General features: G+C 44.0%; 17 protein-coding genes and 4 tRNA genes. 12 read left to right on the forward strand and 9 right to left on the reverse strand.

Going from position 1 to position 24220, the window contains the following annotated elements; translation table 11 throughout:
• The first annotated feature begins 35 nt into the window (after positions 1-35).
• Entirely contained in the window at positions 36-2018 is a 1983-nt protein-coding gene (locus S4054249_RS00540; RefSeq protein WP_145924964.1) for an alpha/beta hydrolase family protein, read from the forward strand.
• A gap of 63 nt (positions 2019-2081) precedes the next feature.
• On the opposite strand, the gene S4054249_RS00545 is transcribed toward S4054249_RS00540, so the two are convergent.
• The 3 genes from S4054249_RS00545 to S4054249_RS00555 are packed head-to-tail and all read right to left on the reverse strand — an operon-like array spanning position 2082 to position 3921.
• Complete coding sequence (locus S4054249_RS00545) at positions 2082-2624, reverse strand: 1,2-dihydroxy-3-keto-5-methylthiopentene dioxygenase (protein ID WP_046354260.1); 543 nt, start codon at positions 2622-2624, stop codon at positions 2082-2084.
• The gene (mtnC, locus tag S4054249_RS00550) at positions 2621-3307 is read right to left on the reverse strand and encodes an acireductone synthase (protein ID WP_046354259.1); all 687 of its coding nucleotides are present in this window, start codon (positions 3305-3307) and stop codon (positions 2621-2623) included. The genes S4054249_RS00545 and mtnC overlap by 4 nt, the downstream gene beginning before the upstream one ends.
• The gene (locus S4054249_RS00555) at positions 3304-3921 is read right to left on the reverse strand and encodes a methylthioribulose 1-phosphate dehydratase (protein ID WP_046354258.1); all 618 of its coding nucleotides are present in this window, start codon (positions 3919-3921) and stop codon (positions 3304-3306) included. The genes mtnC and S4054249_RS00555 overlap by 4 nt, the downstream gene beginning before the upstream one ends.
• A 96-nt stretch (positions 3922-4017) precedes the next feature.
• On the opposite strand from S4054249_RS00555, the gene S4054249_RS00560 reads away from it, so the two are divergent.
• Both S4054249_RS00560 and S4054249_RS00565 read left to right on the forward strand, forming a co-directional pair.
• Positions 4018-5157 carry a methionine aminotransferase gene (locus S4054249_RS00560; protein WP_046354257.1) on the forward strand — a complete coding sequence of 380 codons (1140 nt, stop codon included), beginning with the start codon at positions 4018-4020 and terminating at the stop codon, positions 5155-5157.
• The gene (locus tag S4054249_RS00565) at positions 5145-5915 is read left to right on the forward strand and encodes a nitrilase-related carbon-nitrogen hydrolase (protein ID WP_046354256.1); all 771 of its coding nucleotides are present in this window, start codon (positions 5145-5147) and stop codon (positions 5913-5915) included. The genes S4054249_RS00560 and S4054249_RS00565 overlap by 13 nt, the downstream gene beginning before the upstream one ends.
• Positions 5916-5945: 30 nt before the next feature.
• Here the strand turns inward: S4054249_RS00565 and S4054249_RS00570 are convergent, their stop codons facing one another.
• The 5 genes from S4054249_RS00570 to S4054249_RS00595 all read right to left on the reverse strand — a co-directional run bounded on the left by S4054249_RS00570 (position 5946) and on the right by S4054249_RS00595 (position 16776).
• Complete coding sequence (locus S4054249_RS00570) at positions 5946-9254, reverse strand: methyl-accepting chemotaxis protein (protein WP_046354255.1); 3309 nt, start codon at positions 9252-9254, stop codon at positions 5946-5948.
• A gap of 332 nt (positions 9255-9586) precedes the next feature.
• A complete protein-coding gene (locus tag S4054249_RS00575) occupies positions 9587-12907 on the reverse strand; it encodes an amidohydrolase family protein (RefSeq protein WP_046354254.1) in 3321 nt (1106 codons plus the stop codon).
• 271 nt (positions 12908-13178) lie between these two features.
• The gene (locus tag S4054249_RS00585) at positions 13179-15338 is read right to left on the reverse strand and encodes an ATP-binding protein (protein ID WP_046354252.1); all 2160 of its coding nucleotides are present in this window, start codon (positions 15336-15338) and stop codon (positions 13179-13181) included.
• A 182-nt stretch (positions 15339-15520) separates the two neighbouring features.
• Positions 15521-16177, reverse strand: coding sequence for a helix-turn-helix transcriptional regulator (locus S4054249_RS00590; protein WP_039611367.1), 657 nt, complete (start codon positions 16175-16177; stop codon positions 15521-15523).
• A 227-nt stretch (positions 16178-16404) separates the two neighbouring features.
• Entirely contained in the window at positions 16405-16776 is a 372-nt protein-coding gene (locus S4054249_RS00595) for a histidine triad nucleotide-binding protein (protein WP_046354251.1), read from the reverse strand.
• A gap of 155 nt (positions 16777-16931) precedes the next feature.
• On the opposite strand from S4054249_RS00595, the gene S4054249_RS00600 reads away from it, so the two are divergent.
• Positions 16932-17531, forward strand: coding sequence for a DUF2057 domain-containing protein (locus S4054249_RS00600; RefSeq protein ID WP_046354250.1), 600 nt, complete (start codon positions 16932-16934; stop codon positions 17529-17531).
• Between the two features lie 56 nt (positions 17532-17587).
• Here S4054249_RS00600 and S4054249_RS00605 read toward each other — a convergent pair whose 3' ends face one another.
• Entirely contained in the window at positions 17588-19432 is a 1845-nt protein-coding gene (locus tag S4054249_RS00605) for a M1 family metallopeptidase (protein ID WP_046354249.1), read from the reverse strand.
• 129 nt (positions 19433-19561) lie between these two features.
• On the opposite strand from S4054249_RS00605, the gene murB reads away from it, so the two are divergent.
• The 8 genes from murB to tuf all read left to right on the forward strand — a co-directional run bounded on the left by murB (position 19562) and on the right by tuf (position 24111).
• Complete coding sequence (gene murB, locus S4054249_RS00610) at positions 19562-20572, forward strand: UDP-N-acetylmuramate dehydrogenase (RefSeq protein ID WP_046354248.1); 1011 nt, start codon at positions 19562-19564, stop codon at positions 20570-20572.
• Complete coding sequence (gene birA, locus S4054249_RS00615) at positions 20565-21560, forward strand: bifunctional biotin--[acetyl-CoA-carboxylase] ligase/biotin operon repressor BirA (protein WP_046354247.1); 996 nt, start codon at positions 20565-20567, stop codon at positions 21558-21560. The genes murB and birA overlap by 8 nt, the downstream gene beginning before the upstream one ends.
• Positions 21560-22258 carry a type III pantothenate kinase gene (locus S4054249_RS00620; protein WP_046354246.1) on the forward strand — a complete coding sequence of 233 codons (699 nt, stop codon included), beginning with the start codon at positions 21560-21562 and terminating at the stop codon, positions 22256-22258. The genes birA and S4054249_RS00620 overlap by 1 nt, the downstream gene beginning before the upstream one ends.
• A gap of 117 nt (positions 22259-22375) precedes the next feature.
• Positions 22376-22451, forward strand: a tRNA-Thr gene (locus tag S4054249_RS00625).
• Positions 22452-22494: 43 nt separating this feature from the next.
• Positions 22495-22579: transfer RNA gene (locus S4054249_RS00630), tRNA-Tyr, on the forward strand.
• Between the two features lie 45 nt (positions 22580-22624).
• Positions 22625-22699 (forward strand) — tRNA-Gly (locus S4054249_RS00635).
• Positions 22700-22711: 12 nt separating this feature from the next.
• A tRNA-Thr gene (locus tag S4054249_RS00640) sits at positions 22712-22787 on the forward strand.
• A gap of 139 nt (positions 22788-22926) precedes the next feature.
• Entirely contained in the window at positions 22927-24111 is a 1185-nt protein-coding gene (gene tuf / locus S4054249_RS00645) for an elongation factor Tu (RefSeq protein WP_063359275.1), read from the forward strand.
• Positions 24112-24220: the final 109 nt, after the last annotated feature.

Raw genomic sequence — 24220 nt, forward strand, 5'->3', positions numbered from 1 at the left:
ATCATTCTTAAGCTTTTGAATTTATGGAGTTTTAAATGTTTTTGAAAATACTCTGCACGGTTTTTTTATTGAGTATAAGTTTTGACTTACTGGCAGAATCTCATCAAGCTAATTCAGCTTCCAAGCCAATACCACTGTCACATTTTAGCAAAGGTGAAGAGTACGCCAGCGTTCAGCTTTCCCCGAGTGGAAAATATATCAGCTTTATTTCCAAAGTTGATGGTAAGAATATGTTGGGTGTCCTCTCGGCAGAGAATTTTAGTATGCTCTCCGCTATTCGTTTTGAAAGTAATGCGCAAGTGGGAAATTACCACTGGGTGAACGCTGAGCGAATTGTGGTTCAAAAAGAATATCTTAAAGGGTGGACCGATCAACCGCATTACTACGGTGAGCTCTATAGTGTGAATGCTGATGGCTCTTCAGGTAAATATCTGGTTGGCTATCAGGGCGGCAAACAGACCGGCTCACGTATTTCAAAGGCGACGGCTTTGTATGGTACATCATATGTTTTGGACCCGCTGGTGCATGATGAACGCCACATGTTGATTTATACGGTGCCATGGACCGCATCCAAAGAACCTTTGGCAAGAGTTTATCGAGTTAATGTTAAGTCGGGTAAACGAAAACGTGTGACGCGTGCACCTGGCAGAAACGCACAATTTCTAACAGACCATCTTGGTAATCTTCGTTTTGCAGCGACTTGGAATGGCAAAATGACGGGGGAAATTTACCAAAAAAATCAAAAGGGAAGTGGTTGGCAGCCCCTTGAAATACCTGATTCTTTACAAAATATCACACTGTACGCACTCGATCATAAAGGCGAGTCTGTATATCTGACCGGTTCAAAACAAGGTGAACCTGATGCGCTGTACAAGTTTTCGCTTAAGCAAAAAGAACTGACATTGATCTACCAAGATGAAGACGTCTCACCAACGAAAATTTGGGTTGACCCTGTTAGCAAAGAATTATTTGCCATTGAGCTTGATCCAGGCTATCCCACATATGCGTTCACGGATGAAAAAGTACCGCTGAGCAATAGTATTAAATCGCTACTTAAAAGTATTCCTGGCCATCAATTGCATATCGTGAGTTCAACATTGGACGGCACAAAGCATGTCGTATTTGCTAATAATGATCGCAATCCAGGGGATTATTATCTCTTCGATCAAAAAAATAAAAAGATGTCTTATCTATTTTCTGCACGTGCTTGGATAGATCCAGAGTTGATGGCTGAGACCAAGCCAGTTTCATTTCAAAGTCGTGATGGGAATGAAGTACATGGGTATCTGACTTTACCGACAAATAAAGAAGCGAAAAACCTGCCGCTTGTTGTTATGCCACATGGCGGGCCACACGGTGTACGTGATTATTGGCAGTATGAAACGCAAAGCCAACTTTTTGCGAGTCGTGGTATGGCGGTATTGCGTGTGAATTTCAGAGGTTCTGGTGGTTACGGCCGCAAATTTACAGAGCTGGGTTACTTGGAGTGGGGACGCAATATTCAATATGATATTTTGGATGGCGTTGATCATGTAGTAAAAGCTGGTTATGTAGATCCTGACAATATGTGTATTTTTGGCGAAAGTTTTGGTGGTTACTCGGCGCTGCAAAGTACGGTGATTGCACCGAATAAGTTTAAATGTGCAATTGGCGTGGTGGGTGTTTATGATTTAACGCAGCTATTTAAAAACGGTGACGTGGCAAGTTCTGATACGGGCCAAGGCTATCTGAAAATGGTGCTGGGCGACAATGTGAAGCAGCTGCGTGAATATTCTCCGGCGCTTAATGCGGAGAAAGTAACAGCACCGGTGCTGATTATTCATGGTGGAGATGATGTCCGTGCACCGGTCGCACAGGCGGAGGCGATGGTTAATGCACTCAAAAGTGCAAACAAACCGGTTAGCTATTATTTATTTGAAACCGAAGGACATGGATTTTACAAAGAAAAACATCGCTTAGATTATTTTAATCAATTGATCTCGTTTTTAGAAAAGCACCTGAACCTTGAGCATGATTGAGTTGCTGTTTAACTGGCAATGCGCGGCATCTAAAAGTTGATGCCGCCACTTTACTATTTGATACTAGTCTAAAAGCGGGAATTGCTTGGCAATACTCGAACCTGTTTCTTGGGCAACCCAACCTTCGGTGTTATTGAATAAGCGAATAGCGGTGAATTCAGGGTCGCTGCCCATATCAAACCAATGTGGTGTGTGATCCGGCACAGAGATCAAGTCACCTTGCTGACAGAATACTTGATAGATTTTATCTGCGATATGCAGGCAGAATAGTCCATACCCGGCCACAAAAAAACGCACTTCATCTTCGCTGTGGGTGTGTTCAAAAAGAAATTTTTCGCGCATCGCTGGCGCATTTGGATTGCCTTTTTGCAGTGCAACGACGTCGACGGTTTTGTAGCCACCTTGCGCTTTTAAGCGTTCGATGTCTTGACGATAAGCTGCGATGATATCTGCTTCTGTTGCCTCTTTTGCCAATATTTGTGTAGCTTGCCACTGCTCAAAGCGTACCCCTACTTCAGCAAGTTGTTCAGCAATTTTGCCAGCCTCATTGCTCTGAAAAATAACTTCATTGGGCTGGTTTTCTTGGTAGATATGTAAGTAACTCATGACGGTGTCTCGTTTTTAATATGCTCAAAACTGGTGATAAAAGCATGATTTGGGCTCTTGGGCTGGCCATCACGCCACAACTGCAAAGTGTGTAACCCAGCTTCTTTGGCCGCATCAAGCTCCGCAACGACATCACTTAAAAATAGGACTTCATCTGCTTCAAAAGGGATGCTTTGCACTATGTTATGATAAGACTGAGGTTGCTGTTTAGCACCCACTCGAGTATCAAAATAATCGCTAAACAAGGCGCGTATATCACCAAAATCCGAATGAGCGAAAAGTAGCTGCTGAGCTTTGACTGAGCCAGAAGAGTACACATATAGTGCAGTCCCAATTTGATGTTGTGCAGCTAAATAAGCATGGGCATCAGGGTAGATATGTCCGGTAAAATCTCCTTGTTGATAACCACTTTGCCAAATCAACCCCTGTAATTGTTTAAGTGGTGTAATTTTTTTATCTGCTTCAATCCAGTCAAGTAAGGAGTCTATCACTGTGTCTAAACTTGCGTCTGGCTGAGCGATTTCTTCCCTGACAGCATTAAGCTGTAACTGCACTTGTGGTTCATCCTGTGAGGTTTTGATAAAAGCAGCCAAGTGCTCAGCAGCGTAAGGGAAAAGGACCTCTTTAACGAATGAAATTCGGGTGATAGTGCCTTCAATATCGGTGAGAATGGCTTTTATCATTTTACTGCTCCTTCAAGCTTGATTCGTTCTAATTCACAGGCGAATAAAAATTCTAACCCTTCGATATGACGGCGAGTTTCGAAAATGCTGTTACCGAGAGCATATAGGCCATGGCCTCGGATTAATACGCCATGTGCTATAGGGTTTCTCTCATGATGTTTGGCGACGCGATAAGCCAATGCGGGAATATCTTGATCATTATCGAAAATTGCAATGGACAAGGTATCTAAATGACTTTGAATGCCTGAAAGAGACTTTTGCATTTCATACCCAGTGACTGAAAAATTATCACTGCGGATAAATCGGGACAGCACAGTCGCTGCCACTGAGTGGGTATGCAAGATGCACCCCGCTTGAGGCTGTAATTCGTAAAGCTTTAGATGTAAGGCTGTTTCTGCTGAGGGCCGACCGTCACCAGAAACAATTTGACCATGCTGGTCTAATTCTAAAAATTGTTCGGCGGTTAATTGGCCTTTATCGAAGCCACTGGCAGTGACGACAAAGCCATCATCGGTTTTCATAGAAAAGTTACCGCCAGTTGCGGGTACCCAGCCTTGTTGACTAACCCAGCGGCCTGCGTCAATGAGTGCTTGTTTTGCTGCCTTTGTTTGCATATTCGATCATCCTAAGAGGTTTGGACGGCTATACTTCTATCTTTGGCAATGATAGCATCGCTTTATCGCCTACGCCATAACCAAAAGGGTTACAAAATGGAAAGCAAATTACCAGACGTCGGTACCAGTATATTTACAAAGATGACAGTCCTTGCAAATGCGCATGGCGCGCTAAATTTATCGCAAGGCTTTCCTGAGTTTGATACTCCAAGTAAGTTAAAGCATGCATTGGCTGAGCAGACCCTTGCAGGACATAACCAATATGCACCGTCACCAGGGCTGCCTATATTGCAGCAAGAAATTGCCGCGTTGATCGCGCGACGATATCAACAGCATATTGATGCGACTGCACAAGTGACGGTCACCGCTGGTGCAACGGAAGCTTTGTTTGTGGCTATTCAAGCCTTGGTGCGCCAAAGCGATGAAGTGATTGTCTTTGATCCAGCCTATGATTCATATCGTCCCGCGGTGGAGCTGGCAGGTGGGCGCACCGTGCATATTCCATTAAGTGCACCGGAATATGCGATTGATTGGGCATATGTGAAAGGTGCCATTACAGATAAAACACGGGCGATTATCATTAATACGCCGCATAATCCGAGTGCAAAAATACTGAAACAAGCCGATCTGGATGCATTGAAATCCTTGCTTGTAGAACATGATATTTATCTTATCAGTGACGAAGTGTATGAGCATATTACTTTTGATGATGTGCCGCACTTGAGTGTTTTACGTGACCCAGAACTCTCAGCTCGAGCATTGGTTGTATCTAGTTTTGGTAAAACTTTTCATTGTACTGGTTGGAAGATGGGTTATTGTGTAGCGCCACCCCATTTGTCTACTGAGTTTAGAAAAATCCATCAGTTTGTGAACTTTTCAAGCTTTACCCCTGCACAGTTGGCATTGGCTGAAATGTTGCGTGATGCACCTGAGCATGTCGATCAATTAAGTACATTTTACCAACAAAAGCGTGATTTATTGGTTCAGGCACTGGCGTCAAGTCGATTCAAGATATTGCCAAGTGAGGGGACTTATTTCTTATTACTTGATTATAGTGATATTTCAGACTTAGATGATGTGACTTTTTGTCAACAATTGGTAGAGCAAACAGGTGTTGCAGCGATACCTTTAAGTGTGTTTTATGATCAACCCAATGGTGATAACATTATTCGCCTATGTTTTGCTAAAGAAGAAGAAACCTTAATTGCAGCGGCGGAGAAACTATGTCGACTTTAACCGTAAACCTTGCGCAGTATGATATTGCTTGGTTAGCCCCTGAGCAGAATTTTATCAGGATTGATAAACTCATCGAGTCAATGCCTGCTTGTGATTTGTTGCTATTACCCGAAACTTTTGCAACTGGATTTGCATTGCAACAAGCAACGGGCGAACAAGCATTGCAAGCTGTGGCATTCCTACATCAACTTGCTAAACGGTTGCAGTGTGTGGTGGCGGGTTCTGTATTGGTGTCAAATGAAGGTAAAAAAGCCAATCGTTTTTACTGGGTTTGGCCTGATGGACTCGAGCAGACCTATGATAAACGTCATCTATTTTGCTTAGGCAATGAGGGCGAGTATGTCACGCAAGGTGAGGCACGGAAAATCTTTGAAATTAATGGTTTTAAGTTATTACCTCAAGTGTGTTATGACTTGCGTTTCCCTGTTTTTCAACGTAGTAAAAATGATTATGATGTGATGGTCAATGTCGCCAACTGGCCATCAGCAAGGCGCTATGCTTGGGATACGCTGCTGCGTGCACGTGCGATTGAAAATCAGTGCTTTGTACTTGCTACCAACCGTATTGGTGAAGATGGCAAAGGCGTCGCACATAACGGGGGCACTGTGGCTTTAGATTATTTAGGGCAACCCATAGCGCACGTCGGCGATGATGAATCAGGTGTGGTGACAGTTAAGTTAGATAAAGCAAACTTAGTAGAGTTTAAAAGTCAATTTCCGGCTCATTTAGATGCGGATAGATTTGAGTTGACCTTTTAAGTAGGAGCAGCAGCCGCTGCTCCAACCCTGCTATACGTTGTACTGATGCACTAGTAGTGCCTGTTGAGGCGCAGCGATGTCAGTCGATGAACTTGAGTTATTATCTGGTAGTGTGAAGTAGCCTAGCAAATTTTTCATTTCCTTCGCTTGGGTTGCCATACGCTTGGCTGCTGCCATAGTCTCCTCGGTGATCGCTGAGTTTTCTTGAATTAAATCGGTCAGTCTTTGTACCACGACATCGACTTCTTCAATGGCCTGCTTTTGTGTCAATGTAGAGCGATTGATACTGACGATATTCTCATTGACATCAGCCACCGCTTGCACAATATGCTCGAGTTTCTCTCCGGAGCTGTTGGCGAGGGTGGTACCTTGTTGTACTTTATCATTGCTATTAGCGATGATGTCTTTTATTTGCTTTGCAGATGCTGCGCTGCGCCCTGCGAGCTCCCGGACTTCATTGGCGACCACAGCAAAACCTCGGCCGTTCTCACCCGCACGGGCAGCTTCTACCGCAGCATTTAAAGCCAGTAGGTTGGTTTGAAATGCCAGTTCATCTATCACGGACACAATTTCATTGATGTCTTTGCTGGCAGTATTTACTTCGCCGATGGCATACACAGTGTCTTGGGACAAGGTTCCGCCCTCTTTGGCAATATTTTCAGCATTGTGCGACTTTTCAACCGCAGTTTCTGATTGCATAGCCACTTGTGTTAACTCTTCGAGAATGTGCCCTGTACTTGCATTGGCTTCTTCTAGATTGGCCGCTTGTTCCTCGGTGCGGCGACTGATCTCTGCATTACTGGCGGCAATTTCTTCAGTACTATGCGCAACCAAGCTCGCTGCGCTTTGGATACTTTCAATGACATGCGTGAGTTTGTCGGTGGTGATATTTACGTCTTGCTGCAAAGTGGCAAAAACACCTTCGTATTCCCCTTCCACTAAGGTGCATAGATCGCCTCGAGCAATGGCACTTAGGCTATGCGTGACGGCATGGATCGCGCCCGAAATCGTATCAATGGAGCCATTTACATCCTCTTTCAGTTGCAGTAACTGACCTTGTAGGCTGGACTCGATTTTATGAGAAAAGTCTCCTTCACTCATGGCCGCCATGACGCTGGCGAGCTCTTCAATAATTTGGCTTAAGTTATTGACAGTATGATTGATGTCACTTTGTAATGTTGCTAATTGCCCTTTTAAAGGCGTATTAATTGTGCGATCAAAACGCCCGTGGCTAATGGCCATCATCACAGATGAAATCTCGCTAATTGCTTGATCTAGGCTGGCAATAGATAAGTTTACATTGGTTTTTAATTGACCAAGTTGGCCGTGAGCGGGGGTTTCAATCGGATGTTTAAAGTCGCCTTCACTGACCGCAGCCATGGTATTGCCTATGTCTTGTAAAATGGCTTCTAAGTTGTCCATACTCAAGTTGGTGTCATTTTTTAACTGTGCTAACTGACCAGACAGAGGGTGTGTGATCCGTTTAGAAAAATCACCACTACTGATGGCACTCATGGTGGAGCTCAACTCATCAATGGCACCACTTAATGCGAATATAGAATTGTTCACACTGTCTTTTAGACGCGCAAGATTACCATTCGCTTCAACGGTGACTTGCTGTTTAAATTCGCCTTTTTCAACACAGCCCATCACTTCGATAATGCCATGCATTGTTTCATCAATGGAAACAACCGAGTGATTAATATTGGCTTTCAATGTATCTAAATCACCACTGAGGGGGGCATTTATTTGTTGATTAAATTGCCCCTTGGCCATGGCTTGCATCACTATGTTGATCTCTTCTAATGCCGTTTGCAAACTATTAGAGCATTCATTGGTGGCGTCTTTTAGTTCTTTGAGTTCACCATTACAAGGTGCACTGATCCGATCATTGAACTTACCTTTGGCCATTTGGTTTAGTACTCGATTGGCCTCAGAAATAGACAATTGCAGTGCATCAAGCAAGGAATTGAAGGCCTGCGCACTTTGCCCTATTTCATCACGAGAACTGATTTCGGCACGTAGCGAAAAGTCCCCTCGAGTTTGTACTTCTCGCATGGTGTTGACGAGGTTATGTACGGGTCGAGACAAGCTTCTGGCAAACCATAGCGCGGTCAATAAAATCAAAACGATGCTGATAAGCATCACAATTGCCATGGTTTGACGCAGTGAAACAACAGGAGCAAATGCTTCTGCTTCATCGATTTCAGCCAGCAGTGCCCACCTTATATCAAAGACTTGCAAGTCACTGTAGGCAGATAACACAGGGTTGCCATTGTAGTCAGTAACGACTTTTTGTCCTTGTTGACCTTGCATAGCTAATTTATAAGATTCTGTGGCAATGGTGCCCTTGGCTGGATTTTCAAAAGACGCTTTAACAGAATGATTAACGGGATCGAGGTATGAATCTGAGCGCATCAGCCCATCTGGGCCAACGAGGTAGGTTTCCCCACTTTGTCCTAGTCCGTGGCGCTCACTCATGATGTCATTAAGTGCGTCAATGGAGAGCTGAAAAATTAATGTGGCTTGTGAAATGCCATCGAAATCCAGTGGCATGGCAACGAAGCTGGCTGGGGTATTATAAGATGGCAAATAGGGTTCATAATCAGCAAACAGCATTTGGTCTTGTTCGATTAATGCACGGTTAAACACATCAGCAATACCGCTGTTAGCATAGGGCCCTGTTCGCAATGAGGTTGCGAAATCGACTTCTTTGAAAACCGAGTAAACAATATTTCCACTATAATTATCGACAATGAATATGTCATACAGCTGGTAAACTTCAGTCAGTTCTCTAAAAAATTTATGGTGTCGCTGGTGCGCGAGATCGTAAGCGTCTAAATGCCCCGTTTTAATTAGGGTATCTTTTTCTCCGATAGGATGGGGGTTGTCGGCCAAATACCGTGCTTGCAAAGTCATGCCTTGACCAGAAAGTGAATCTACTAAGGAACTGAGCGCGACCTGACTGTTGGTCTGTTGTTCGAAGCGAGGTAAAAAGTTATCTTGGTAAAATTGCCTGAGGCTATCTGGTATTGTGTTGGCTGCTTGGGTTTCATCAAAGCCATCGAGTAAGTCTTGTGTTGCTTCTATTAAATAGGGGTTGATTGCTAAAGCATGTAGTTTATCTTCAACGGTTTTAAAGTGGCGCTCAATGGCACGCTTTTTCACATTGCCCACGGCACCGAGCTGCGCATAAACTTGGTCGCTGATGGAACTAGATGCTTGGATCAGTGAAAAGGCAATAATGACGGTCGTGGGGATGAGGGCGACAAGTAAAAAGGCCGCCATCAGCTTTTTAGCGAGGTCGAGCGATTTTAGAAATTGGTGTATTCGAGACATTGTGTGGCCCTCCGATCCTTGTATTTTTGACATCAATTTGACGCTGTTTGCTACATTAATCTGTTGTCATACTATTGAGCCAAATTGTGTAAAACCCTACACTTTATGTGGCTAATATTTGTACAGATTTAAATTTAGTGTAGATCACATCTCAATAAGATCTAGGTTGTGAGCGCTTCTCTTATTGGTACAAATATTGATGATGTGATGAGCCCAGATGCATACACTGAAGATGTCATGCGGGGAAACTAGATGAACTTTTAATGATCATTACTTGGAATAAAAAAGAAGCAGCTTATGCTGCTTCTTTTTAGAAAATTGCGTCACTATGATTAGTGTTTCCAGTGGTATTTATGTGCCTTTTCTTCCATATAGGCTTCTGTATCTGGGTGCATTGGCGTCTTGTTACCGTTTTCAAAGAAGAATGGCTGACGGTCACGCTTTTGATTGCCAATTTCATTCATAGTTGCGGCATCATAAACACGGCCATTCAGAATTGTGTAGCTCACCTTTTCAGACTCACGGATGTCATTCAGCACATCACCGTCAATGATAACCAGATCGGCAAGTTTACCTTTTTCAATAGTACCAATGTCGTGGTCCATTGCTAGGTATCTAGCGCCGTCAATTGTACCACTACGCAGAGCTTCCCAAGGTGTAAAGCCACCTTGTGCCATTGACCACAACTCCCAGTGTGCGCCAAGACCTTCTCGTTGGCCGTGTGCACCAATGTGAACCGTAACACCTTTATCGCGTAGCTGTTTGGCAGATTTTGCTGCATTGATATGATTATAGTGATGCTCAGGTGCTTTTTCACGACGAATAGACATTGGCTTCACAACATACTCAGGTACAAAGCTCATTAGGCGCTCGTTTTCCCAAACATTGGTGGTGTTGTAGAAGTAATCTTCACCTTTAATACCACCGTATGCCACATTAAAAGTCGGTGTGAAGCCTGCGTCAGTTTGGCTCCACATTTGCGTAACATCAGAATAGATATTTGGGATTGGCAATGCATGTTCAAGACCCGTGTGGCCATCAATGATCATGTTCATATTCTGTTGGAACTTAGAGCCGCCCTCAGGCACGACCATGATTTCCATTTGCTTCGCCGCTTCAAGTACTTGTTGACGTGTGTCACGGCGCGGGTGGTTATAACTTTTTACTGAGATAGCCCCCGCATCTTTTAAGCGCTTAACGTGGAACTGTGCGTCTTCTAAGTTGTTGATTGGGGTTTTATAACCCGGTGCTTCACCTGCGTATAAGATACGACCAACAGAGTAAATACGCGGTGCGACAGTCAAACCTGCACGTTGTAGCTCTGCCATCGAGAATACCTCGTTAGAGTTATTAGATGGATCATGGATAGTGGTAACACCAAAACTGACGTTCGAGAATTGGTTCCAGTTTTGCTCTGGTTGCAAGTTGTAGCTACCGTAGCTGCCATGCGCATGGGCATCGACTAAACCAGGGATCACTGTTTTGCCTTTGATGTCCATCACTTTCGCAGCGCTCGGGATGGTTACGTCACTGCGTGTACCAACGGCGATAATGCGGTTATCTTCAATCAATACCACGCCATCTTCGATGATTTCTTGTTGATTCTCTGCATCACGCATAGTCACAACTTTACCACCAACCAATGCCAATAAACCTCTAGGTTTATCTGAAGGCTGCTCGAAGCTCAGATCAATGCCTTCAGCTGTCAGTTCATCAAGGTTGTCAGATGCATTGTCAACAAATGAGAAAGTGTCTGTGAGCTTACGTTGATATAAGTTTGGACCAAATGCCCAAGTAAGTGCGCTGCTATCCGCTTTCCAGTTTAAGAAATCACCAGAGTATTTAGAGACTTGCTTGACTGGGAAGGCTTTCCCTCCTTTATTAATAGAGAGTGTTTTACCTGTGCTGGTAAATGGCGCAACAAAGGTATTGAAATGCTCGATAAATGCAACGTAGTTGCCATCTGGTGACACTTTATAGTCGAAAATGAATTCGCCTTTGAAGTGGCTACGTTCTTCATGACCATTCAAATCAACACTTTTCAGCTCTCTACTGGTTTCACTGCTAGCAACAGAGAAGTAGATACGTTCAGGGTTAGCACCAAAGTGTGGGTTATCACCGCTCTTAACGATACGTTTTGCTTCGCCACCTTTAGTATTAACAATGTAGATACCTGGGTGCATTGACCAGTCGCCGCTCAGTAGGTAACCACCAGTGACTTTTTTGAAGATGACTTGTTTACCATCTGGCGAGAAGCTCGGTGAAATATAGTGACCTGGGTCTTGCGTGATAATGCGTCCTTTACCGCCTTTTGCAGAGACGATGCGAATGCTTCCTAATTCTTGGTCATCGTACGTGGTGTATACAATGTGCTTACCATCGCGAGAATAGCTTGGGTAAAACTCAAAGTGGTCGTTTTGCTTAGTAACACGACGCACTTCACCTGACTCAATGTCTTTGATGTATAGATGGCCCAGCGCTTGGAACAGCGCAGTCTCTCCATCTGGAGAAATTTGTGACCAACGTGCTAGTTTGACTTTAAAGTTATCAGGGGCAACGTCTACCGCAAACTTCAGTGCTGGTGTGATCTCTTTTTCAGCCACGACACGTGTAGGAATGACCTGTGCTTGCTTCGTTGCAATATCGACTTTGTGGAATACACCACCTGACCAAAATACCAAGGCTTTACCATCAGGTGTATAAGCAAAAGCGGGGGTATTACCCTGCGCACCATTGGCTTCTTGTAAGTCGCGGTCCAGCCCTGTGAAGATTTGCGTTTCAATACCTGATTTCAGGTCTTTAACATAGAGTGCGCTGATCATTGCTTCGCCGTTGTCTTCGCGTTTGACGAATGCAATGGACTGACCATCAGGGCTTGGTGTTGGACGGATTGCACCACCGGCACCACGGATCACTGTTTCTTCTTCACCGGTTGCCAAATCCCAAGAGCGGATCTCAAAAACCGATGTTAAAGCGTTCTTATTATATTGCCAGCGCACGCCTGCTGTTGCATCGACAGAATAATAGATTTTTTTACCGTCGGTAGAAAATGCAGGCTCTGCAATGTTCTTTTGTGATTGTGCGCCGTGCAACCTTTCTCGCACTAATACGCCTTTACCACCTGAAATGTGGTACATACGAATTGAGCCACCAGGAATCGTACGGCCTGTGACTTGACCTTGTTTTACTGCGATATATTGACCATCAGGTGACCATGATGGGTTATGTATCAGGTTGTGTGATTCATCAGATACTTGGCGCATGTTGTCACCGTTCACGTCCATGACCCATAGGTTTTCAGCACCAGCTCGATCGGAAATAAATGCGATTTGTTTACCGTCAGGTGAGAACTTCGGCTGGAAGTTCCAAGCGCGATCCGCTGTAATTGCAGTCGCTTTTCCACCAGAAATTGGCATCACATAGATATCACCCAACATATCAAAAATAACGTGCTGGCCATTTGGGCTGACATCGACATTACTCCAAGTTGTCTCATTGGTATCTATGGTGATTGTTTGCTTCTCGCCAGGAGGTGCAAGCACGTCCCATTTTGCAGTGGTTTCTTGTGCACCAGAGGAGGCGAGTGCTGGTGTACTTAATCCGATCAATGCGGCACCAATTGCAATGGCAATCGGCGATTTAAATAGTGCCATGGTTTATTCCTATATGCTTTAAGCCAAGTCTCAGTCTATTGCTGAGTGTTGGTTTCTTGTCTTGTTGTGAGCTAATTTGTAATTTACTTGGGTAGGATGGCGAATTTTTTTACTAAAGTCGACAAGGTGGCGATAAAAGTACGCTCAAATGCGGCAGTTTTGCAGTATTTTTATACAAAGTTGGTATGTTTTTATTTAAATGTATTCGTTACCTTGATGTCACATGTGGTGAAAAGCGCCGCACTTGCTAGGCTGTGCGGCGAAAGAGAGGTTAATTGAGTGTCTGTTGGCGAACAAACTGTAAGTAGGCTTCGAGGCTTTTTTGCCACAGCGCCATAGCTTGGGTTAAATCATCATCACAAGATTTACCATCGAGTAAACGACGCTCTATTTTTTTCAATGCAAGACCGTAGCGGTTAAAACCCAGCTGCAAAGCGGTACTGGCTTGGCGATGCAGGGACTTAATGCACTGCTCTTCATCTTCTGTCAGTAACTGTTGGATATGGATTAATTTGTTACGAGCAGAGAGTACAAACTCATTGTAAATCGAGGAGACTTCATCTTCGCTGAAACCGCTTTTAAGTGAGTTGACCGCAGTATCATCATATAAAGTATCGCTCAATTCTACCCGCATATCCGGCTTTTGGGCTTTTTGTGAATCACTGATGGCTTGACGAAGTTTTTCTTGCTTGATGGGCTTACCAACCACATCTTTGATACCAAGAGAAAGATATTCTTTGATTTCTTCAGGGCTTAAACTTGCGGTAAATGCTAAAAATGGTGTGCGTTTATTCTTATGTTCGATGGTTTGCAGGTGCCTTAGGACTTCTTGGCCGGTGAAATCAGGTAAATTCATATCCAATAGCACGACGTCAAAGACATGTTCTTTAAGATGCTCAATGGCGCTAGTGCCATCATAAGCGAGCTTAATCTTATGTTCATCGGCAGCCATAAATTCGATGGCAATTTTACGGTTAAGGTCTAAATCCTCTACCAATAAGACTGAGAGTCCGGTCGGGTATTCTGGGTTGTGGTGGCGTTGCTCGACCAGGCTCAATTCGCCGACAGGTAGGCTAACATCAAAACTAAACGAGCTGCCTTTGCCAAGCTCACTGATGATCTCAAGTTGACTGCCAAGCTTGCTCAGCAAGCGTGCTGTGATAGCGAGACCAAGGCCTGTTCCGCCTTTGGTTTTACCGGCGTTACTCTGTACATAAGGTTCTGTCAGCTTATCAATATCTTCTTCTTCGATGCCAGGGCCTGAGTCGACGACGCTGAAGCGCACAATATGCGACATATTTGCTTCTTCTAGTAACTCTACGCGCAGTTTTACCTCGCCTTTGTCAGTAAATTTGATCGCGTTACCCACTAAATTTAGCAAAATTTGCCGCAGTTTTTGTTGGTCGCAGTAATAGCATACTTGGTCTGGCAAATCATAGAGAAGCGTGAATGTGAGCTTTTTTTGCTCGGCTAAAGGACTCATTAATAAGCATAGGTTATCTAACCAGCTTTTTAATTCGACATCTTCAGAGGAGAGCACTTCATCACTTTGATCTAAACTGGCGTAATCGAGTACCTTGTCTATTAATAAGTTGAGTGACTCAGCTGAATTGATGATGGCCTCACAATAGGCTTTGCTGTGTTGATCATGACTGCGATTAAGGACCAGCTGCGCACTGCCTAAAATGCCGTTTAATGGGGTGCGAATTTCGTGGCTAATGGTGGATAAAAATAAGCCGCGAATTTCGAGATCTTTTTGGGCTTTTTCGGTCAGTTTATTGAGGTTAAGTTCACGTCGTTCATTACATAATAGTGCCATGCCAGTGGCATAGAAAATTGGGGCGAGTACGCCATTGAAAAAAATTGCAATTGAAAACCAAGGGTCGACAAACAGAGACACTTGGTCGACGTCACCCATGAATAATGAACGGCCTATAAAAGCAGTAAAAATAAAGCTTAAAACGATTAAGTAAACGATACTGCCATTGGGGTATTGCTTTCGTGCATAGCGAATGAAGTAATAACTCAAAAGTATTGCTTCAACAATATGTTGTAGATCAGAGATTAAAATCCGTTTTCGTAAATTATCATCGACCATCGCATAATAAATAAGTGCAGACAGCAGTGCCAAAGTTGCAAACAAATAGGTCCTAAATTCTATACCGCGTTGGCCTAAAAATTGACTTATGGCCCAACAATGTATGATGGATGCCAAAAAAAGTAAGGTGTTTGCAATACCGATGGTTTGCCACTGAGACAGAAAGCTATGCAGCGCAAACATGGATATGGCAGCAAATAGAATGAGGGGGTAAAAAATGTATAACAGCACACCGGGCGTGTTTTTATTGGCACGCCAAGTTAAATAATTGATGAGTGTCATCATCGCCGTCATTGCTGCACTAGCTACATACAGGGTTTTATGGTCCAACATAAAGACTTTGTTAACAATTAATAGACGTACCTAGGATAGAGCGAAGACGAAATGCAGTAAAGCGAAGCGCCAAGAAAATAATGAGATGGTAAGTAAATAGATTAAATGCTAGATAGAAATACAAAAAAGCATGCGAGGTGCATGCTTTTTACAGACTTTAGAAGTGTACTCAATGATGAGTATTAGCGGATCTCGTCAGGGATATTTTGTTGTGCCCATGACAGTAGCTCGATACGGTTACGGCATTTGGTTTTACGAAATGCACTGTATAAGTGGGTTTTAACCGTATGTGGGCTGATATTTAAATCTTCCGCAATTTCTTTGTTCTTCGCGCCCTTACTCATTAACGAAATAATCGCTTTCTCACGCTTAGTCAATTTGACAGGTTCAATATCGCCTTCTGTTAACTTGTGTAAGGCGTCTTTATTGAATTGCAGCATGCGATTTAATGCATTACACATGATTTCACGACGGTACCATAGCTGATCTTCCATCAGTAAACGGATACCTTTCATCAAGACGTCTGCATTATCTGTGGTGTAAAACACCCCTCGAATACCGCTGAGCAATGCGCGATTAGCCAATTCAGGGTTTTCATCTAAATTGAACAGCACGATGTCGCAACTCACTTTGAGATTTACTAATTGCTCTTTAAGTTTGCCCCATGCATCATTGACTGCCGTTTCAATAAAAAGCAACCGAGTATCTTCAGGTACTTCGGAAATATCAGTTCCTGTGATGACGTCTAACCCTTGTGTTTTTAACAGGGGTTGTAAAACGTTTATTCCTATCGTGTTGATAGGCTCTTTATCTAGCAATAAAAATGCAGTACTGCTCATTTGGAAAACACTCTCATTCTGTCTGATAACGCAATGCTAACACGTGAATCAGACCTTTTGTATTAGAAATTTCATCAATAAAAAGAAGTTTACAATATAAAGTTTGGCACGATAGCCTGTTTTGTAAACAACTTAATTTTGTGAATGCTTCAACTTGTTGATTTTAATAATAATTTATTTTAGTAGAGTAATAGCTTAGTTAATTACATTTTTTAACAAAGAATAATTTAAGATACTACTTTTTTCCTACTTTGGTACGGAGGCCAGCCCATTTCAAGTCCAGCTAATACATGTAGATGAATGTGGTATACGGTTTGTCCACCATCATTGTTGCAATTCATTACAACGCGATAACCGTCTTCAGCAAATCCGTGCTCTTTCGCAAGTTTAGACGCTACTAAGTGCAAATGCCCAACTAAGTGTGCATTTTCTTCGTTTACGTCATTAATTGTTGCGATTGGCTGCTTTGGTATCACCAACACATGAAAAGGTGCTTGAGGATTAATATCCTTAAACGCAAGTGCCTTTTCGTCTTCATACACAATATCCGCAGGTATTTCACGATTAATTATTTTTGTAAAAATCGTTTCTTGGGCCATTACTTTTATCCTTATATACGTTAGTTTAGCTGTTCAGCATAGCGTGGACTCTACAAGATACAAGGGAAATTACAATTCATGCTTGTTCATAATTGTAACTAAATTTGGCACAAATACCTTTCACTACCAAGGTAGCAATCAAATAAAGAGGAAATATGAAGAAAATTAGTATATTTGGAATTTTTATAGCACTTTATAGTGGTATTTCTGTTGCAGGGGAAGTTAATTTCCCAGAAGAATTGCTGCCTTTGCAAGTTAATGAGCGTGAGATTGAGCACTCTTTTTTTAAAAAGGTGCGTAAACTGGAGTTACCTGCAGGCGTTCATCGGATCAAGGTAAAATATTCCGACTTGTTTGAATTAGATTATGATGAACATGAAGTCGTCAACTCGACACCGTTTTGGGTGGAAGTCACCATTGAAGACCGTGATTATAACGTGCGATTTAAACCTATTTCAGATGTTGAACAAGCGCGCGATTTTGCCAAGTCACCTAAGATTTGGTTGCAGCCACAACAGGGCGATAAAGTTTCAGCAAAGCAAGTGAAAGCACAGACTGCCGCAGCCCCCATGCCGGTGGTCAGTGAACCTGTAATCACAACGGTAAAAGCGAACAGTCAAAATGAAGGACACGTTGAGCAAGCTGCGCCGAACGCAGGTAAGCCAGATGCCGTATCCATGTTGGAATTTTGGTGGCAACAGGCAACGCCTGAGCAACGTATCGCTTTTTTAACGTCTATTGACGCGAAGCACTGATCGGCAGCCTGAAAGAGTAAAACGGAGATAAAGGCCAAGCTTTATCTCCAGCGCGTTTATTGGAAAATTGCGTCGACGGTACCTTGCGCTAATGGGTGATAGCCTGGGCGTGCTTTTTGATAAACACGATAAGCCCAATCACGTCTGTCCGTATTTGCCAGTGCCTTATATAAAGGGACGATAAGTTTACGTCTGCCAATACCACTTAGGTGCGTATCCAGAGCAGGATAAATAGCCTGATAGCCATTGCCTACGGCAAGCATGTACCATGCGAATGCTAATTCAGCGTTACTTGAGTTGGTCAGATTGAACGTACTGTCTAATGCAGCCATCTTGTCTAAAGCGAGATCTCTTGGCAGGTTATTTAAAAAGTGCAGCCACTCATGTACTGTCCAGCTGTTGGTAGGTAATGTAGTTAGAGGCTTGCTACCACTCAGCCAAGCTTGCATATGACCATCAACTTGATTGAAGGCGTCTGAGGTTGGATTGGGCGCATCCGCTGGTAAACCCGGTTGGTAGATCCATTCTTTGGCTTTCTCTAAAGAAACGATACCCGGATGCTTCTTCAATAAGTGCTTATCAAGGTATTTAACAAACTCTGCGGTGGTAAGCGACTTAAATGCATAGGCATCGAAATAACCTTTGACGAACACATCAAACTTTTCACGGCCAAACTTTTCCTCTAAATAGATGAGGAATAACTGACCCTTAATATAGGGCACTTTACTGAAGGCATCGTCCGGATCGCGGCCATTGAGTTTTAAGTTTAAGCGGGTGTCTGGCGCGGGAATGTTTTTAAGCTGTGCACGCAGACCTGCTGCGTCAAGTGCTTGCTCCATCACAGCCCGGTCTCGGCCAAAGACCTCTTCCATGATGCGGTTCTCAACATAGGAAGTAAAACCTTCGTTAAGCCATAAATCTTCCCAAGTGGCGTTTGTCACTAGGTTACCTGACCAAGAGTGTGCCAGTTCATGTGCAATCAAGTTAACGAGACTTTTATCGCCTGCAACCACAGTTGGCGTAATAAATGACAAGCGCGGGTTTTCCATGCCCCCAAATGGAAAGCTCGGTGGCAACATAAGTAAATCGTAGCGGCCCCAAGCGTATTCGCCATACATGGCATTGGTTTTGTCTATCATGGCTTGTGTATCGTTAAATTCTGCCACAGAGGCATCGAGAATTTGCGGTTCAGCGAATATCGCCGTTTGATGAGACATTTCTTTATATTCAAGATTACCGGCACCGATGGCGATTAGATAAGGTGGGATAGCCTGTGGCATATCGAACCAGTAGTCGCCATCTTTTACGAACGCCTCAGAATTATCTGCGCTCATGACTGCGCGGACATCTTTAGGTGTTTGAATACGCGCCGTATATGTGGTGCGCATAGCGGGCGTATCTTGTACTGGGATCCAACTTCTAGCATGGATTGCTTGAGATTGGCTGTACATGAAAGGATGAGTTTTACTTGCTGTTTGCACCGGGGTTAACCACTGCAAACCAGATGCTTGTGGCAAGCTGTTGTAGTAAATTCGTGCTTTGCTCGCTTGGTGCTTGAACTTGATGGTGAGCTTGGCACCCTTAACACCACTGCGTGGTGCGAGCGTGAACTGTGCGGGTAACCATTTTCCCTGTGGTGATTGATAGAGGATCTTGTCAATTTCAAGGTCTCGGGTATCCAGTACCAGTGTGCGCGCATGGCTGTTTTGCCATGCGAGAGTGTGCTCTACAAACCCTTCGAGTTGCTTGTCTTCAAAGTCGACATTGAGGTCTAAATGTAAGTGCGTGCTCACTACCTCTTTTAGGTTTGCAAAGGTATGCTCATCGACGGCATCTGCCGCCAAAACAGTATGAGAGAGGCCCGCTAAAGTGAGGCCGAATGTTAAGGCTGAGAGTTTCATTTTTATCCTTGCTCATGATTGAGTGTCCGCATTGTTATACCACTTCACAGCGTAAATGGCACTTGGATGCGTTAGTGGCATCATTCAGGTAAACTAGGGGGAATAGTTGGTATTTTATAGGTGCTTTCTGTGCACGCTTTGCAGTCCTTACATACGTTTGCTTTGCCTTCACATTGCCAAAAATTGGTGGTGGTTGAGGCGCCAGAGCAGTTAAAAGAAATTGATTTTGAACCGCCTTTCTTTATTTTGGGAGAGGGGAGTAACTGCGTCTTCTTAGAAGATTTCCAAGGCAGTGTGCTGCAGATAGCAAATCGAGGTATCGAGATCACCGAAACCGAGCTGCATTATCATGTGCGTGTTGCCGCGGGTGAAAATTGGCATCAATTGGTGATTAAATTACTGAATATGGGCATAGGCGGGCTTGAAAATCTGGCGTTAATTCCCGGTACCGTCGGGGCTGCACCTGTGCAAAATATCGGTGCTTATGGTGTGGAGCTGGCAGATGTTTTTGACTCACTGACAGGCTTTGATATTGCCAAGGCGGATTTTGTCCAACTGAGTAAAGCGCAGTGCCAGTTTGGTTATCGTGACTCGGTCTTTAAAGGGCCATTGCAAGGCCAATTTGTGATCACCGAAGTCACGCTCAAACTGCCCAAGCAGTGGCAACCGATATTGGCATATGGACCACTGAAAGCATTGCAGGGGCAGTCAGTTAATCCTCTATCAGTGGCAGAGCGAGTGATGCGAATAAGACGCAGCAAATTGCCTGATCCAACAGTGTGCGCCAATGCGGGTAGCTTTTTTAAAAACCCAGTTGTTGAAGCGCAATGGGTCGATACATTACGTGAGCAGTATCCTGATATGCCAATGTATCCGGTCACAAAGGGCAAAGTAAAACTGGCTGCTGGGTGGTTGATTGAACGGGCCGGTCTAAAAGACCATCGTATTGGTGGTATTCGCGTGTATGACAAGCAAGCTTTGGTACTGGTTAATGACCAACAAGGTAATGGCGCCGAATTACTCGCCATGATTGAGTATATTCAACAGTCGGTGTGGGATAAGTTTACTGTTGCGTTAATGCCTGAAGTACGTCTGATCGCAGCACAAGGAGAACACTCTGCTGGAGGTCTGCATGGTTAAAGCACCTGTTGGAAATAAATTAGCAATATTAAGTGCGCTGAGCCGAGACCATTTTATTTCTGGTCAGGCATTGGGAGAGCAGTTGGGGATCAGCCGTGCCGCTGTCTCAAAGCATATAAAGTCATTGCAGGATATGGGGATTGATATCTTTAAAGTCACTGGCAAAGGGTATCGCTTAAATCACAGCTTACCATTATTAGATCAACATAAAATCTTACCGATTTGGCAGGCGCTGACCGACCAACCTTGTCACATAGAAGTACAGCCCATTATTGACTCGACTAACAGTGAACTGATGCGTCGCATTCAGTCTAAAGGCGCGGAGTTAACATCAGGGCAGGTGCTGGTGGCAGAAATGCAACAAGCTGGCCGAGGTCGACGCGGCAGGCAATGGCAATCTCCGTTTGGCGCCAATTTATATTACAGTTATTACTGGCATTTTGAGGACGGTATGCAGGCGGCCATGGGTGTATCTGTGGCAGTCGGATTGGCTGTACATGACGCACTCAATGCTTTGTATGATTTGGATGTACAGCTTAAATGGCCAAACGATATTTATATTAACGAACATAAATTGGCGGGTGTGTTAGTAGAGCTAGATGGACAAATGGAAGGGCCATGTCATCTGGTCATCGGTATTGGCTTAAACGTGGCCATGCCAACCAGTGCTGCTCAGCATATTGACCAAGCTTGGACTGATTTAAGTCAGCATGTATCCGAGATAGATAAAAATCAGCTGGCAGTAGTATTGACCCTATGTTTGCAAAAGCGCCTACATATGTATCAAAAAAATGGTTTAAGTGACATGGTTGGACAGTGGAATGCGTTGAATGCGTTTCGTAACCAAGTAGTCAGTTTGAGCACCGGGCAAAGGCAGTGGCGGGGGATCTGTGAGGGTATTGATCATCAAGGTGGGTTAATCTTGCGCCAAGATGGTGAGCGTAAAACTTATTATGGCGGTGAAATTTCACTGCGTAAGGAGCCGTGATGCGTTTGCTCGTTGATGTCGGTAATACCGCCGTGAAAGTCGCCACTGAGTTTCAAGGTGAGATTGTGCTGATCAATGAAGCGCAAGTACCTTGGCACAAAATCGAAGAAGTCTTAATCGCCCAAGTTGGTAGTAATGACGACTTAACGTCGATATTGCAACAAGCACAGTCTTATCAAGTGCCTTATCTATTTGCTTCAGTCTCACCCTTTTTAGGCGCACTAAAATGTGCGTATGCAGAATTTCAAAACTTAGGTATAGATCGCTGGCTTACCGTGGTTGCCAGCTTTCATTTGTTTCCTAACCAAGCTTGTGTGATTGTTGATTCAGGAACAGCGACTAAAGTCGATGTCTTGGACGCGACGGGTCAGCACCAAGGGGGATGGATTTTGCCTGGGTTAGATATGATGATCGACAGCTTGGTGGCCAATACACAAAAAGTATTCAGTGACACGCATACATTGTTTGATACAAAGCTGGGGACCAATACGCCTAATGCAGTAAAAAATGCCGCGCTGAGTGCAACTGTTGCACTGGCCGAGCGGGCGGTGACGCAGATGGGCGAAAAAGTGCAACTGATTTATGCTGGTGGTTATGGCGAACTTATTCAGCAACATCTTGATCCTAAAGGTATCTACTTTGACGACTTGGTTATGCAAGGGCTCGTTTTTTGGCGTAAATACCAACAAAACGATTAAATAGTAGATGGTTTGTTGTAAATATGAGCATTTAAACAAGAAATTGCGATTTTTTTTGATTTAACTGTTGCATAGTGTCAGCGGTTGCTCTAATATCTCGCCCCGTACTAAAGCAGTGCCGACTTAGCTCAGTTGGTAGAGCAACTGACTTGTAATCAGTAGGTCATCCGTTCGACTCGGATAGTCGGCACCATTTTTCAAGATTTAGAACACGCTTTAGAAAAGAATTTTTATGTGGAGGGGTTCCCGAGCGGCCAAAGGGATCAGACTGTAAATCTGACGGCTCAGCCTTCGCTGGTTCGAATCCAGCTCCCTCCACCACTTTATTCTTGACGGTTCTGAGGTAGTTAAGAACAGGTTCCTAAAGCGGGCATCGTATAATGGCTATTACCTCAGCCTTCCAAGCTGATGATGCGGGTTCGATTCCCGCTGCCCGCTCCAGATTTCTGGTGTGCTGATATAGCTCAGTTGGTAGAGCGCACCCTTGGTAAGGGTGAGGTCGGCAGTTCAAATCTGCCTATCAGCACCAGTCTCCGGATCTTCCCAAATACTTCCTTTGATTTGTCACAAAAACATTTATAATTGTAAAGAATAAACATAGTCCCCGCGCGCGCGCGTGGATTATTTTTATATGTAATCTAGATACACAAAAACTTATAGGTTCCGTCATGGCAAAAGAAAAGTTTGAACGTTCGAAACCGCACGTTAACGTTGGTACAATCGGCCACGTTGACCACGGTAAAACAACTTTAACAGCAGCAATCACTAACGTACTTGCAAAAGTATACGGTGGTGAAGCACGTGACTTCGCTCAAATCGATAACGCTCCAGAAGAGCGTGAGCGTGGTATCACAATCGCAACTTCACACGTAGAGTACGATACTCCAACTCGTCACTACGCACACGTTGACTGTCCTGGACACGCTGACTACGTTAAAAACATGATCACTGGTGCTGCTCAGATGGACGGCGCGATCCTAGTAGTTGCTGCAACTGACGGTCCTATGCCTCAGACTCGTGAGCACATCCTACTTTCACGTCAGGTTGGTGTACCTTACATCATCGTATTCATGAACAAATGTGACATGGTTGATGACGAAGAGCTAATCGAACTAGTAGAGATGGAAGTTCGTGAACTTCTTTCTGAGTACGATTTCCCAGGTGATGACCTACCACTAATCCAAGGTTCAGCTCTTAAAGCACTAGAAGGTGAGAAAGAGTGGGAAGACAAGATCGTTGAGCTTGCAGAAGCACTAGATTCTTACATCCCAGAGCCAGAGCGTGACATCGATAAGCCATTCATCATGCCTATCGAAGACGTATTCTCAATCCAGGGTCGTGGTACAGTTGTAACTGGCCGTGTTGAAGCTGGTATCATCAACGTGAACGACGAAGTTGAAATCGTAGGTATCAAAGAAACTACGAAGACAACTTGTACGGGTGTTGAAATGTTCCGTAAGCTTCTAGACGAAGGTCGTGCTGGTGAGAACATCGGTGCACTTCTACGTGGTACTAAGCGTGACGAAGTTGAGCGTGGTCAAGTACTATCAGCTCCTGGTTCAATCCAGCCGCACACGAAGTTCACTTCAGAAGTATACGTACTTTCTAAAGATGAAGGTGGTCGTCATACTCCTTTCTTCAAAGGTTACCGTCCACAGTTCTACTTCCGTACAACTGACGTAACTGGTGACATCCAGCTACCAGATGGCGTAGAAATGGTAATGCCTGGTGACAACATCAAGATGACTGTAGAGCTAATCTGCCCAATCGCGATGGACGAAGGTCTACGTTTCGCTATCCGTGAAGGTGGTCGTACAGTTGGTGCTGGTGTTGTAGCATCAATCATCGAGTAATAGTTACACGTTAACTAATTCGATATACGAATATTATAAAGCCGCTCAATGAGCGGCTTTTTTTATGTTTTTTAGAATATTCTTCTGTCTTACATCTGGTTAAAACGGC

This window comes from Pseudoalteromonas luteoviolacea (assembly GCF_001750165.1).
GTDB classification, from domain to species: Bacteria; Pseudomonadota; Gammaproteobacteria; order Enterobacterales; family Alteromonadaceae; genus Pseudoalteromonas; species Pseudoalteromonas luteoviolacea_G.